Raw genomic sequence first — 12,987 nt, 5'->3', positions numbered from 1 at the left:
ATGGACGACCTCTTTCCGGGATTCGAACAGCGGCGGCTGAGCGTCGACGGCGTCGAACTCAATTGCCGCATCGGCGGCAAGGGCCCGGCGCTGCTGCTGCTCCATGGCCACCCCCAGACCCATGTCATGTGGCATAAGGTGGCACCGCGGCTGGCCGAGCGCTTCACCCTGGTGGCCGCCGACCTGCGCGGCTATGGCGACAGCGCCAAGCCCGAGGCCGGCGCGGAGGCTTACAGCAAGCGCACCCTGGCGCGGGACAACGTCCAGCTGATGCGCCTGCTCGGCCATGAACGCTTCGCCGTGCTGGCCCATGACCGCGGCGCCCGGGTCGCCCATCGCCTGGCGCTGGATCATCCGGGCGTGGTGGAGCGGCTGATGCTGCTGGACATCGCCCCGACCCTGGCCATGTATCGCCAGACCGACGAGGCCTTCGCCCGCGCCTACTGGCACTGGTTCTTCCTGATCCGTCCGGCGCCGCTGCCGGAGCGGCTGATCGAAGCCGATCCGGAAGGCTATCTCAAGGGCGTGATGGGTACCCGCAGTGCCGGCCTGGCCCCCTTTCCCCCGAAGGTGCTGGCCGAATACCTGCGCTGCCTGAGCCTGCCCGGCACCGCCCGCGGCATCTGCGAGGACTACCGGGCCAGCGCCGGGATCGACCTGGAGCACGACCAGGCCGACCTGGATGCCGGTCGGCGGTTGGTGCTGCCGCTGCGGGTGCTCTGGGGCGCCGAAGGCACGGTGGGGCGCTGTTTCGATCCGCTGGCCGAATGGCGTCAGGTGGCTACCCAGGTCGACGGTCGTGCGCTGCCGGGCGGTCATTATCTGGCAGAGGAGCTACCGGATCTGGTCGCGGACGAGGCCCTGGCGTTCTTCGGTTGAATCAGCAGCTGCAAAGGACTGTTGCGTCATCTGACTGTAACAAAGTGTGACGTTATCGAGGTCGAGCGGGTCTATTCGTGAAATTTTCGTGAAACGAGGACCCGATGAACGCTCCACTCTTCACTTCCGCCTGGCAATGGCGCCGCCTGGCGCTGTGCCAGGGCCTGGCCTTTGGCCTGCTGCTGCTCTGGCTCATTCCTACCGTTCGTAGTCAGTTGCTGGCGTTCGACGCTGGCCTGTTCCACGCCCTTAATACGCCGCTGGCGCAGTCCACCGCCTGGCTCTATCTCTGGACCTTCTTCAGCCTGAGACCGGTGGATGCCCTGGTCGGTCTGATCCTGCTGGCACTCCTGGTGCGCGGTGGCTGGGCCTATCCAGCCCGGCAGGTGCGCCCCGCGCTGGCGGCCTTCGTCGGTCTGCTGGTGGTTCTGCTGATCATGCGGACGTTGCTGACCAAGGCCATCGAGGCCCACGGCCTGCAACATGCCAGTCCGTCCGATGTGCTCGCCGGCGCCTATCTGCTCAGCGAGCGCTTTCCCGGGCTGGAACACGGCTGGGAGTTGAAGGACAGATCCGGCGCCAGCTTTCCCGGCGACCATGCCTCGGTGCTGCTGCTCTGGGCGCTGTTCATGGCGCATTTCACCCGCGGCGGGCGCCGCCTGGTAGTGGCCGCGCTGGCCGTGCTGTTCATGCTGCCGCGCCTGGTGGCCGGTGCCCACTGGGGATCGGATGACTACATCGGCGGCCTGGCGCTGGCCCTGGGCGTCATCAGCCTGGGCCTGCATACGCCGCTGGCTGCCTGGTTCGCCTACCAGGGTGAGCGCCTGCTGACGCCACCGCTGTGCTGGTTGGGGCGACGACTGCCAGTGGTCGGCCGTTTGAGTCTGCTGCGGAATTAACGCGCGGCGGCCAGGGCCGGCAGCAATTGCTGGTCGATGGCCTGGCGCACGGCCGGCAGCAGCGCCGCGCTGCCGGAAAGCAGCTCCTGGATCAACTGGCGCAGGGCGACGGCGCGCTCCTGGGTGAGGGCGGTCAGCGCCTGGCGACAGGCGTCGTCCGCCGAGGCCTCAGGGGTGACGTTGAAGCCCAGCGCGCGCAGGCGGTCGCGGAAGTCATCCTGGTCGATCAAGTCGGCGATCATCATGGCTCTGCCCTCTGGTGTCTTTGGTCGGATTCTCGCATTGGCGCCGTCGACGACAAGCCAGGCTGGCGTAGGCACGCAGCCCGATGTCGTTTTTGGATAGGAGGCCGTGCCCAAGCCAGGCAATGTAGTTTTATTACGAAAATATGCTCGGACAATCTGCCGCAGGGGCAATTACCGAGATCGGCGGTAGAATGGCGCCATTCCTCGGATTTTTCAGGTCGTTCGCCTCCAGAGGCGAGCAATCTCCGGTTACACACTGAGGCCCATCAGGGCGTTTGAACCTCTTCCGTCTCCAGCGGTTGAGGTTTTTTTTTGCCTCAGCGACGGCCTGGGTGCTGCGCCATCAAGCCGAACGGACCAGGGCCCGAGCGAGGCTGGATTCCAGGGCCCGGCGCAAGGCCTCGGCGCGCGCACCCGGCGCTCGCAGGGCGCCATGCAGCAGGCCGGCGCCTTCCCAGAGCCGACAGGGCGTACCCGCCGCGCGCAGGACGCGGGCATAGGCATGGCCATGATCGCGCAGGGGATCGCGGCGGGCCACGGCGATGAAGGCCGGTGCCAGCCCCGCGTGGTCGGTGGCCTGCAGCGGCAGGGCCAACGGCTCGGCGCGATCCCGTCGTTCCGGCAGGTAGACCTCCAGGCAGGCCCGCCAGTCGGCCGCGCTCAACAGCGGCGCCTGGGCGTGATGGCGTTCGCTGGGCAGCAGCCGATCCGTCAGCGCCGGATAGATCAGCGCCTGCAGGCGCGGTTGCTGGCGACCCTGGGTGCGCAGCGCCAGGCACAGGGCCGCGGCCAGGTTGCCGCCAGCGCTGTCACCGGCTACCGCCAGCCGGGTCTCGTCCAGCCCCAGCCGAGAGGCCTCGTCGCCCAGCCAATTCCAGGCCCGGAGGGCGTCCTCCAAGGCGGCGGGATAGGGATGCTCCGGCGCCAGCCGATAGTCCACCAGCAGCACCGCCAGCCCCAGCCACCGCGCCAGACGGGCGGCGAGAAAGCCATGGGAATCCAGGTCGCCGAGCATCCAGCCACCGCCGTGCAGATAGAGCAGGGCGGGGCGGTTAGCGGCGGGCTCCCGTGGCGCCACCAGCCGCAACGGCACGTCGCCGGCGCGGTGATCGTCGACCGCTAGGCCTTGATAGTCAGCCGGCGCCAGGGCGGCGCAGAGTCGCGCATAGGCCTGGCGTTGGGCGGTGATAGCCGGATCGTCCACGGCGAAGGCCCGGCTCGACTCGACGAAGGCGGCCATGTCCGCCGACAGCGGCGGCTGGCTCATCGCTGTGGCAGCGGCTGCGGCGGTGGTCGCGGAATGAGGTCGGTTCATCGTTGCAGCACGCGAATCCTGGAGTGCAGTTCATCGCTGTCGACATAGCATCCCTGGAAGTGGCGGGCGCCGCTGGCGGGATCGAATTCATCCCGGGCATGCAGGGCGCGTCTATTGTCGAAACACCACAGCTGACCGGCTTCGAGTCGGTGTCGATAGCGGAAGCGATCATCCCGGGTCAGGGCGATGAATCGACGGTAGGCGCGGTAGAGGCGCGGCATGGTGTCAGGGGCGGTGCTGAAGGGGCCGCGCAGGAAATTCGCCATGCGAATTTCCGTTACCTCATGGTTTTCGTCCAGGGCAATGATGGGAGCCTGGTAGCGATAATCCGAAGACCTCCCCCGATTGCGGAATTCGATGGGTATCGTGGTGAGTATCTCGAAGGACGGCGGGTCTTCTTCCTTCAGGACCTCTGCCAATTTGAAACCGTCGACGAAGGTGCTGCTGCCCCCGGTTGCCTCGTTGACCAGGCAATGCAGGAATTGCAGTCCTGGCTGCAGCTCACGGGTAGGCAGATCGGTGTGTAGCGGCAGGTTGAAGGCGGTATAGGCATTGCTGTCGGCATCGACTTTGGACTGGACGTCGAACAGGGTGCCGAAATTGGTTTCCCGGATGAAGGAGATCCGTCTCGCCACCGCTGCAAGCGCGCCGGTTTCCACCGGCACGCCGTGAAGCAACGACAGGCCGGTATCTCTGACGTCGAGCAACCAGGCCAGTAGCGCCGCCTCGTCGGCCATTATCTCGGCGTAATGGAAGGTTGGCACAGCCAGGCGGCTGTCCCAGAGCCTTTTCCTCGGCTTCAGTCGTTCCCGCTCAGCCAAGGAGGCTTCGTCATAGGCATGGGCGCGTAGCCAACCCGCGTCGTAGGTACTGACATGTCCATCCTGCCAGAGGATCGCCAGGTTGCCGTCCTCCTCGAGGGTTACCCGGGAGGCCTGAAGGTCTTCGGGGATATCCACGATCTCGACGATCTGCTCCCGGGTAACGGGATAGACGCAATGCGGGCAGGGGCAATTGTCTCTGAGCCAGATGAGATGGTAGGGACTGGTCCGGCCATCCATCCAGAGCACCGTGACTTGAGTGTCATCCCCCAGGGCACTGCGTATCGGGCTGATGACCTTGTACGTACTGAAGTCGGCGATGGCGCTCATGTCACGGTGACTCCGCTCGATCCTTAAGGATTGCTCGTCATTTTCTCGCGGGCGGCAGCCCGATGACCCGCCCCACGTGTGCCGGCCAGGGCTCGTCCTGCTGCGCCGCCAGCTGGGTCGCCAGCCAGTCGTACACCGCGGGGGCGAAGGGCGCGGACTTGGGACCGGCCAGGTCGACGTGCAACAGCAGTTGCTCGGAGGCCGCCAGCAGCTCGGCCCCGCCTTCGCGATACAGCCCGAAGTGCAGCTGCAGGCGCTTGGCGTCCAGCGCCAGGAACCTTACCCGCACTTCCAGCCGGGCATCCGCCTTCACTTCGTGGAGGAAGTTGAGGTGGCACTCCAGGGTGAACAGCGAGTGCCCACTGGCGGCCCGACCGGCGGCGTCCAGGCCCATGGCGTCCATCAGGGCGTCGGTGGCGTGGCTGAAGATCAGCAGGTAATAGGCATCGCGCAGATGGCCGTTGTAGTCGACCCACTCGGGGGCGACGGTGGTGCGATGGATGAGCATGCTGTCCTCCTAGTCCCGGATGCCGTGGCGCGCCTTGCAGTCGGCGATGGCCGCCTGCACCGCCAGCAGGCAGTCGTCGCGATAGCGTTCCAGGGCGGCGAGCTCCAGATCGCCTTGTTGCGCCTGGGTACCCTCGACCACGGCGTCGATCAGGCCATCGGTCAGCTCCGGCGCCTCCAGGTAGGTCCAGGGCAGCTTCAGCGCCGGGCCGAATTGCTGCATGAAGTGGCGCATGCCCGCCGGGCCGCCGGCCAGGGTATAGGTCAGGAAGGTACCCATGAACGACCAGCGCAGGCCGGCGCCGTAGCGGATGGCATCGTCGATCTCGCCGGTGGTGGCGACGCCATCGTTGACCAGGTGCAGGGCCTCGCGCCACAGGGCTTCCAGCAGGCGATCAGCGATGAAGCCGGGTACCTCCTTGCGTACTCGCAGCGGCCGCATGCCCAGCTCGCGATAGAAGGCCTCGGCGCGCGCCAGGTTGGCTGCCGAGGTCTGGGCCCCGCCGACCACTTCCACCAGCGGCAGCAGATAGACCGGATTGAACGGATGGCCTACCAAACAGCGCTCGGGGTGCTGGGCATCGGCATAGAAGTCGCTGGGCAGCAGGCCCGAGGTGCTGGAGCAGATCAGGGCGTCGGCCCGCGCCGCCCGGCTGACCCGGGCGTGCAGGTCGCGCTTGAGCTCCAGGCGCTCGGGCGCGCTTTCCTGGATGACGTCGGCGTTGGCCACCGCGGCTTCCAGGTCGGTATGGAAGCTCAGGCGGTCCAGGCTGGCGCCCGGCGCCAGGCCCTGGGCTTCCAGCGCCGGCCAGGCATTGGCCAGGCGGGTGCGCAGGGCGGCCTCGGCGCCGGGCGCCGGGTCCCAGGCACGGACGTCCAGGCCCCGGGCCAGGGCCCGGGCGATCCAGCCGGCACCGATCACGCCCGTGCCGAGGGCGGCGAAGACGGCGCTCATCGGGCACCTCCCAGCTTCATCTTCTGACGCCCTTCGGCGGGGCTCAGGGCGCGTCCACCCAGCCGCTCGATGATCTGGATGACCCGCTCTACCAGGCTGCCGTTGGTGGCGTGGACGCCGCGGTCCAGCCAGAGATTGTCCTCCAGGCCGACCCGGACGTTACCGCCCAGCAGCATGGCCTGGGCGGCCATGGGCATCTGCATGCGGCCGATGCCGAAGCCGGCCCAGCAGGCGCCCGGCGGCAGGTTGTCGACCATGGCCTTCATGGTGGTGGTGTCGGCGGGCGCACCCCAGGGAATGCCCAGGCAGATCTGGAACAGCGGGTCCTCCAGCAGGCCCTCCTTGAGCAACTGCTTGGCGAACCAGAGGTGGCCGGTATCGAAGATCTCCAGCTCGGCCTTCACGCCCAGCTCAGTGATGCGCTTGGCCCCGGCGCGCAACTGCGCGGGGGTGGAGACATAGATGAAGTCGCCGTCGCCGAAGTTGAGGGTGCCGCAGTCCAGGGTACAGATGTCCGGGCGCAGTTCCTCGATATGCAGCAGGCGGGTGAGGGGACCGACCAGGTCCGAGCCGGCGCCGAATTCGGTGGGCGTCTCGCCCGGCCCTATCTCCAGGTCACCCCCCATGCCGGCGGTCAGGTTGACGATGATGTCCACATCTGCCTCGCGGATGCGCTCGACCACTTCGCGGTAGAGGGCCACGTCGCGACTCGGCTTGCCGGTGGCAGGGTCACGCACGTGGGCGTGCACCACGGTGGCACCGGCGCGGGCGGCTTCCAGGGCGGCCTCGGCGATCTGCGCCGGGGTAACGGGGACATGGGGATTGCGGCCTACGGTATCACCGGCACCGGTGAGGGCGCAGGTAATGATGACATCGGTATTCATGGGTCTGTCCTTGGCGATCAGAGCTTGACGGCGGCGGGCTGGCCGTCGCGGGTGGTGACGCCCTGCAGGAAGGCATCGAGGCGTTGCGGGTTATCCTTGAGCCAGGCACGGGCGGCGTCCTTGGGCGCGGTGCGCTCCAGGATGGGCGCCATCACGGAGCTGACCTCGGCGCTATCGAGGTGCAGATTGCCGAGCAGGCGCTGGACATTAGGGCAGCGCTGCGGGTAGTCCGCGGCGGTCACCACCGACACCGTGGCCTTGCCCTCGTCGGGCCCGAAGATGTCCTCGCTGCCGGTGAGGTAGCGCATCTTGATCTGCAGGTTCATCGGGTGCGGCTTCCAGCCGAAGAAGACGATCCACTCCTGGCGCTTCTCGGCTCGGCGCACGGCGCTGAGCATGCCCGCCTCGCTGGACTCCACCAGCTGGAAGTCCTTGAGGCCGAAGCGGTTGGTCTTGATCATCTCGGCGGTGGCGCGGTTGGCGCCGCTGCCCGGCTCGATGCCGTAGATCTTGCCGCCGAGCTTGTCCTTGAAGCGGGCGATGTCGGCGAAGGTCTTCAGGCCGCCTTCGTAGACGTACTCGGGCACCGCATAGGTGGACTGGGCATCGGCCAGCAACGGCGGGGCCAGCACCTTGACCTGGCCCTTGTCGACGAAGGGCTGCACCACCGGCTGCATGGTCGGCTGCCAGTAGCCGAGGAAGACGTCCAGGTCCTTGTTGCCCATGCCCGCCATGATGATCTGCTGGGAAGCGGTGGTCGGCTTGACCCCGTAGCCGAGGCTTTCGAGCATGACTTCGGCGAGGGCGCTGGTGGCGACCACATCGGTCCAGCCGACGAGGCCCAGACGCACGGTCTGGCAGCTGTCGGGATCGGCGGCGCGAGCGCTGCTGCCCAGGGTGGCGGCCAGCAGGCCGCAGGCGAGGAGGGTGGAACTGAGCGTCTTGAAGGGCATGGCGAACTCCTGGTGGTGGCTGGCCGAGGATGACTGCCGGTGCCTTCTACCCTAGGCGCCTCGCTGATCATCCATGCGCAGTCCGACGACCGGAATTTGCACCCTGGCGACCTTCTTGCTTGCCAGAGCAAACCGTTACCGAGGACGCCCCACCCATGCCGCAGTCCTTTGCCTTTCTCCTGCTGCCCGGTTTTTCCGCCCTGGGCTTCATCGCCACCCTGGAACCCCTGCGGGTGGCCAATCGCTTTCGGCCGGGCAGCTACGCCTGGCGCATCCTCGGGCGCGATGGCGCGGCGGTGACCGCCAGCAACGGCATGTCGGTCAACGTCGACGGCGGCCTGGAATCCCTGGCGCCGGGCACTACCCTGTTCGTGGTGGCCGGCTTCGAACCCCTGGCCCACTACGACGATGGCCTCGCCAGCTGGCTGCGCCAGGTCGCTCGCCAGGGGCATCCCCTGGGCGGCATCGATACCGGCGCCCTGATCCTGGCCAGGGCCGGCCTGTTGGACGGCTACCGTGTCACCCTGCATTGGGAGGCGGTGGCGGCCTTTCGCGAGGCCTGGCCGCACCTGGCGGTGACCGGCGAGTTGTTCGAGATCGACCGCGGGCGCATCACCTGCGCTGGCGGTACCGCCAGTCTCGACCTGCTGTTGGAGCTGATCGGCCGCAGCCATGGCAGCGAATTGGCGGTGCAGGTCTCCGAGCAGTTCGTGCTGGGGCGCATCCGCCCGCCGCGCGAGCACCAGCGGCTGCAGGTGGCGCACCGCTATGGCATCGCCAACCGCAAGCTGATCCGGGTGGTGGAGCGCATGGAGCGCCACACCGAGACGCCCCTGGGCACCTTGGAGCTGGCCGCTGGCATCCAGGTGACCCGCCGCCAGCTGGAACGGCTGTTCCGCCTCCACCTGGACACGACCCCCTCCACCTTCTATCTGCAACTGCGCCTGGATCGGGCCCGCCAGCTGCTGCAGCAGGGCGACGCCAGTGTGCTGGAGGTCGCCCTGGCCTGCGGTTTCGAGTCCGCCTCCTACTTTTCCCGCTGCTACCGGCAGCGCTTCGGCCTGAGTCCGCGGGAGGATCGACCGCACCGGTCGTCGGTGCCGGAGGCCGCCGTGGTGGTCGCGGCCTTGCCGCCACCCTAGGCCGACCTGGCCGCTGACGCTTCTGGGGATTCCCCTGTCGTTTTTGCATCCGGTCGCCGGGAACCCCGGGGCTATGCTGGCCTCGAATCGCCGGCACTCGTTCCGGCGCAAGACTTTCGCCGGAGCCCGTCATGAATGCCACCGAACTCCACGCCGACAGCATCGTCATCGACGGGCTGATCATCGCCAAGTGGAACCGCGAACTCTTCGAAGACATGCGCAAGGGTGGCCTGACCGCCGCCAACTGCACCGTCTCGGTGTGGGAAGGCTTCCAGGCGACGGTCAACAACATCGCCGCCAGCCAGAAACTGATCCGCGAGTGCAGCGACCTGGTGGTCCAGGTGCGCACCACCGCCGAGATCCGCCAGGCCAAGGCCCAGGGCAAGACCGGCATCCTGTTCGGCTTCCAGAACGCCCATGCCTTCGAAGACCAGATCGGCTACGTCGAGATCTTCAAGCAGCTCGGCGTGGGCATCGTGCAGCTGTGCTACAACACCCAGAACCTGGTGGGCACCGGCTGCTACGAGCGTGATGGCGGCCTGTCCGGCTTCGGTCGCGAGATCGTCGCCGAGATGAACCGCGTCGGCATCATGTGCGACCTCTCCCACGTCGGCTCCAAGACCAGCGAGGAAGTCATCCTCGAGTCCAAGAAGCCGGTGTGCTACTCCCACTGCCTGCCCTCGGGCCTCAAGGAGCATCCGCGCAACAAGTCGGACGAAGAACTCAAGTTCATCGCCGACCACGGCGGCTTCGTCGGCGTGACCATGTTCGCGCCCTTCCTGGCCAAGGGCATCGACTCGACCATCGACGACTACGCCGAGGCCATCGAATACGTCATGAACCTGGTCGGCGAAGACGCCATCGGCATTGGCACCGACTTCACCCAGGGCCATGGCCACGATTTCTTCGAGTGGCTGACCCACGACAAGGGCTACGCCCGCCGCCTGACCAGCTTCGGCAAGATCGTGAACCCGCTGGGCATCCGTACCGTGGGCGAATTCCCCAACCTGACCGAAACCCTGCTCAAGCGCGGCATGCCCGAGCGCACCGTGCGCAAGGTCATGGGCGAGAACTGGATGCGCATCCTCGGCGAAGTCTGGGGCGAATGATCTCGATGTAGGTCGGGTTGCGCTCAGCGAAGCCCGACACACCTTACCAACCCCTTCCGACCATCGGGCTCGGCCCCCGCCCAACCCGATCCAAGATCTTCTGTTCTGGAGTTCCCGCATGGCCAGCCACGCCCCCGAAATGCCCATCCAGGTCGACGACGAAACCGGCGTCTGGACCACCGACGCCCTGCCGATGCTGTACGTACCCCGGCACTTCTTCGTCAACAACCACATGGGCATCGAAGAAGTCCTGGGCGCCGACAAGTACGCCGAGATCCTCTACAAGGCCGGCTACAAGTCCGCCTGGCACTGGTGCGAGAAAGAGGCCGAGTGCCATGGCATCCAGGGCGCCGCGGTGTTCGAGCACTACATGAAGCGCCTGTCGCAACGTGGCTGGGGCCTGTTCGAGACCCAGAAGCTCGACCTGGACACCGGCTATGCCGAGGTCAAGCTCAAGCATTCGGCCTTCGTCTATGTCTACGGCAAGGTCAATCGCAAGGTCGACTACATGTTCACCGGCTGGTTCTCCGGTGCCATCGACCAGATCCTGGCGGCCAAGGGCAGTGCCATCCGTACCGTCACCGTGCAGGAATACAGCGGTTCCGAAGAAGGCCACGACGACGGCCTGTTCGTGACCCGCCCGCTGTAAGCCATTCCGTAGGGTGGACGCCGGCCCGGCCGCGCCCACCTCAGCAACGCCAGAGCAAGAGCGCGGCTCCAGACCGCGCACCAGCCGATCGAGGAGAAGGTCATGGCCTTCGAAGCAATGTTCCAGCCGATCCAGATCGGCAAGCTCACCATCCGCAACCGCGTGCTCTCCACGGCCCATGCCGAGGTCTACGCCACCGACGGCGGCATGACCACCGAGCGCTACGTCAAGTATTACGAAGAGAAGGCCAAGGGCGGCATCGGCCTGGCCATCTGCGGTGGTTCCTCGGTGGTCGCCATCGACAGCCCCCAGCACTGGTGGAGTTCGGTCAACCTCTCCACCGACCGCATCATTCCGCATTTCCAGAATCTGGCCGACGCCATGCACAGGCATGGCGCCAAGATCATGATCCAGATCACCCACATGGGCCGGCGTTCGCGTTGGGACGGCGGCCACTGGCCGACCCTGATGTCGCCGTCGGGCATCCGTGAGCCGGTGCATCGCGCCACCTGCAAGACCATCGAGCCGGAAGAGATCTGGCGGGTGATCGGCAACTTCGCCCAGGCGGCCCGCCGGGCCAAGGCCGGCGGCCTGGACGGCGTCGAGCTGTCCGCCGTGCACCAGCACATGATCGACCAGTTCTGGTCGCCGCGGGTCAACAAGCGTACCGACGAATGGGGCGGCAGCTTCGAGAACCGCATGAGATTCGGCATGGAAGTGCTCAAGGCCGTACGCGCCGAAGTGGGCGACGACTTCTGCGTCGGCATGCGCATCACCGGGGACGAATTCCACCCGGATGGCCTGTCCCACGACGACATGAAGCAGATCGCCAAGTACTACGCCGACACCGGCATGCTCGACTTCATCGGCGTGGTCGGCTCGGGTTGCGACACCCACAACACCCTGGCCAACGTCATTCCCAACATGACCTATCCGCCGGAGCCCTTCCTGCACCTGGCCGCGGGCATCAAGGAAGTGGTCAACGTCCCGGTGCTGCACGCCCAGAACATCAAGGACCCCAACCAGGCCACCCGTATCCTGGAAGGCGGTTACGTCGACATGGTCGGCATGACCCGCGCCCATATCGCCGATCCGCACCTGATCACCAAGATCAAGATGGGCCAGGTCGACCAGATCCGTCAGTGCGTCGGGGCCAACTACTGCATCGACCGCCAGTACCAGGGCCTGGACGTGCTGTGCATCCAGAACGCCGCCACCAGCCGCGAATACATGGGCTTGCCGCACATCATCGAGAAGTCCACCGGGCCCAAGCGCAAGGTGGTCATCGTCGGCGGCGGCCCCGCCGGCATGGAAGCGGCTCGGGTGTCCGCCGAGCGCGGCCATGACGTCACCCTGTTCGAGAAGCAGGAACAACTCGGTGGCCAGATCACCCTGGCCGCCCGTGCCCCGCAACGCGACCAGATCGCCGGCATCACCCGCTGGTACCAGCTGGAGCTGGCACGCCTGGGCATCGACCTGCGCCTGGGCACCGCTGCCGATCCGGCGACCATCCTCGACCTACGGCCGGACATCGTCATCCTGGCCAACGGCGGTCATCCCTTCCTCGAGCAGGTGGAGCACTGGCACGCCGCCGATGGCCTGGTCGTCAGCAGCTGGGACATCCTCTCGGGCAAGGTCGAGCCGGGCAAGAACGTGCTGGTCTACGACACCATCTGCGAATTCACCGGCATGTCGGTAGCCGACTACCTGGCCGACAAGGGCTGCCAGGTGGAGATCGTCACCGACGACATCAAGCCGGGCGTTGCCATCGGCGGCACCACCTTCCCGACCTACTACCGCAGCATGTATCCCAAGGAAGTGATCATGACCGGCGACCTGATGCTGGAAAAGGTCTACGCCGAGGGCGACAAGAAGGTCGCGGTACTGGAAAACGAATACACCGGTGCCCGCGAAGAGCGGGTGGTCGATCAGGTCGTCATCGAGAACGGCGTGCGACCGGACGAGGGGCTCTACTACGCCCTCAAGGAAGGTTCGCGCAACAAGGGCCAGATGGACATTGAGGCGCTGTTCGCCATCGAGCCGCAGCCGGCGTTGAACGAGACCGGCAACGGTTACCTGCTCTACCGGATCGGCGACTGCGTGGCCCAGCGCAATACCCATGCCGCCATCTATGACGCCCTGCGCCTGTGCAAGGACTTCTGACGGCGTATTGATAAATCGCGGCCATGGGCCGCTCCTACAGGCTCCGAACGTCCCTCGTAGGAGCGGCCCATGGCCGCGATAAGCCCACCTCTTGCGGCCTATCTTGACCGCGCCTGCGGGGCCCGCCCTGTGAGGA

General features: G+C 66.6%; 13 protein-coding genes. 6 read left to right on the top strand and 7 right to left on the bottom strand.

Features of this window, described 5'->3' with window-relative positions:
* The gene (locus tag RND78_RS08310) at positions 1-879 is read left to right on the top strand and encodes an alpha/beta hydrolase (RefSeq protein ID WP_312727647.1); all 879 of its coding nucleotides are present in this window, start codon (positions 1-3) and stop codon (positions 877-879) included.
* Between the two features lie 104 nt (positions 880-983).
* On the top strand, positions 984-1,778 hold the full coding sequence (locus RND78_RS08305; protein ID WP_312727645.1) for a phosphatase PAP2 family protein: 795 nt from the start codon (positions 984-986) through the stop codon (positions 1,776-1,778).
* Here the strand turns inward: RND78_RS08305 and RND78_RS08300 are convergent.
* The 7 genes from RND78_RS08300 to choX all read right to left on the bottom strand — a co-directional run bounded on the left by RND78_RS08300 (position 1,775) and on the right by choX (position 7,788).
* A complete protein-coding gene (locus RND78_RS08300) occupies positions 1,775-2,023 on the bottom strand; it encodes a hypothetical protein (protein ID WP_295465751.1) in 249 nt (82 codons plus the stop codon). The genes RND78_RS08305 and RND78_RS08300 overlap by 4 nt on opposite strands.
* A 343-nt stretch (positions 2,024-2,366) precedes the next feature.
* On the bottom strand, positions 2,367-3,338 hold the full coding sequence (locus RND78_RS08295; RefSeq protein WP_312727643.1) for an alpha/beta hydrolase: 972 nt from the start codon (positions 3,336-3,338) through the stop codon (positions 2,367-2,369).
* Positions 3,335-4,489: a gamma-butyrobetaine dioxygenase gene (locus RND78_RS08290; RefSeq protein ID WP_312727640.1), complete on the bottom strand. Its 1,155-nt coding sequence runs from the start codon at positions 4,487-4,489 to the stop codon at positions 3,335-3,337. Before RND78_RS08290 ends, RND78_RS08295 begins: the two co-directional genes overlap by 4 nt.
* 37 nt (positions 4,490-4,526) lie before the next feature.
* Entirely contained in the window at positions 4,527-4,997 is a 471-nt protein-coding gene (locus RND78_RS08285) for a thioesterase family protein (protein ID WP_312727638.1), read from the bottom strand.
* 9 nt (positions 4,998-5,006) lie between these two features.
* Positions 5,007-5,951: an L-carnitine dehydrogenase gene (locus tag RND78_RS08280; RefSeq protein ID WP_312727635.1), complete on the bottom strand. Its 945-nt coding sequence runs from the start codon at positions 5,949-5,951 to the stop codon at positions 5,007-5,009.
* Complete coding sequence (locus RND78_RS08275) at positions 5,948-6,835, bottom strand: 3-keto-5-aminohexanoate cleavage protein (RefSeq protein ID WP_059228425.1); 888 nt, start codon at positions 6,833-6,835, stop codon at positions 5,948-5,950. The genes RND78_RS08280 and RND78_RS08275 overlap by 4 nt, the downstream gene beginning before the upstream one ends.
* 17 nt (positions 6,836-6,852) lie before the next feature.
* Entirely contained in the window at positions 6,853-7,788 is a 936-nt protein-coding gene (gene choX / locus RND78_RS08270) for a choline ABC transporter substrate-binding protein (protein ID WP_059228423.1), read from the bottom strand.
* A 155-nt stretch (positions 7,789-7,943) separates the two neighbouring features.
* Between choX and RND78_RS08265 the strand changes: the two genes are divergently transcribed.
* From RND78_RS08265 to dgcA, 4 genes are all read left to right on the top strand, one after another.
* Entirely contained in the window at positions 7,944-8,930 is a 987-nt protein-coding gene (locus RND78_RS08265; RefSeq protein ID WP_312727625.1) for a GlxA family transcriptional regulator, read from the top strand.
* 131 nt (positions 8,931-9,061) lie between these two features.
* Entirely contained in the window at positions 9,062-10,039 is a 978-nt protein-coding gene (locus tag RND78_RS08260; protein ID WP_312727624.1) for a dipeptidase, read from the top strand.
* 118 nt (positions 10,040-10,157) lie between these two features.
* A complete protein-coding gene (locus RND78_RS08255; protein WP_312727622.1) occupies positions 10,158-10,688 on the top strand; it encodes a DUF5943 domain-containing protein in 531 nt (176 codons plus the stop codon).
* A 102-nt stretch (positions 10,689-10,790) separates the two neighbouring features.
* A complete protein-coding gene (dgcA, locus tag RND78_RS08250; protein WP_312727621.1) occupies positions 10,791-12,851 on the top strand; it encodes a dimethylglycine demethylation protein DgcA in 2,061 nt (686 codons plus the stop codon).
* Positions 12,852-12,987 lie beyond the last annotated feature (136 nt).

The sequence above is a fragment of the Pseudomonas oryzihabitans genome, from assembly GCF_032027545.1.
GTDB lineage: Bacteria > Pseudomonadota > Gammaproteobacteria > Pseudomonadales > Pseudomonadaceae > Chryseomonas > Chryseomonas oryzihabitans_F.
This window is presented reverse-complemented; position numbering and strand designations above follow the sequence as displayed.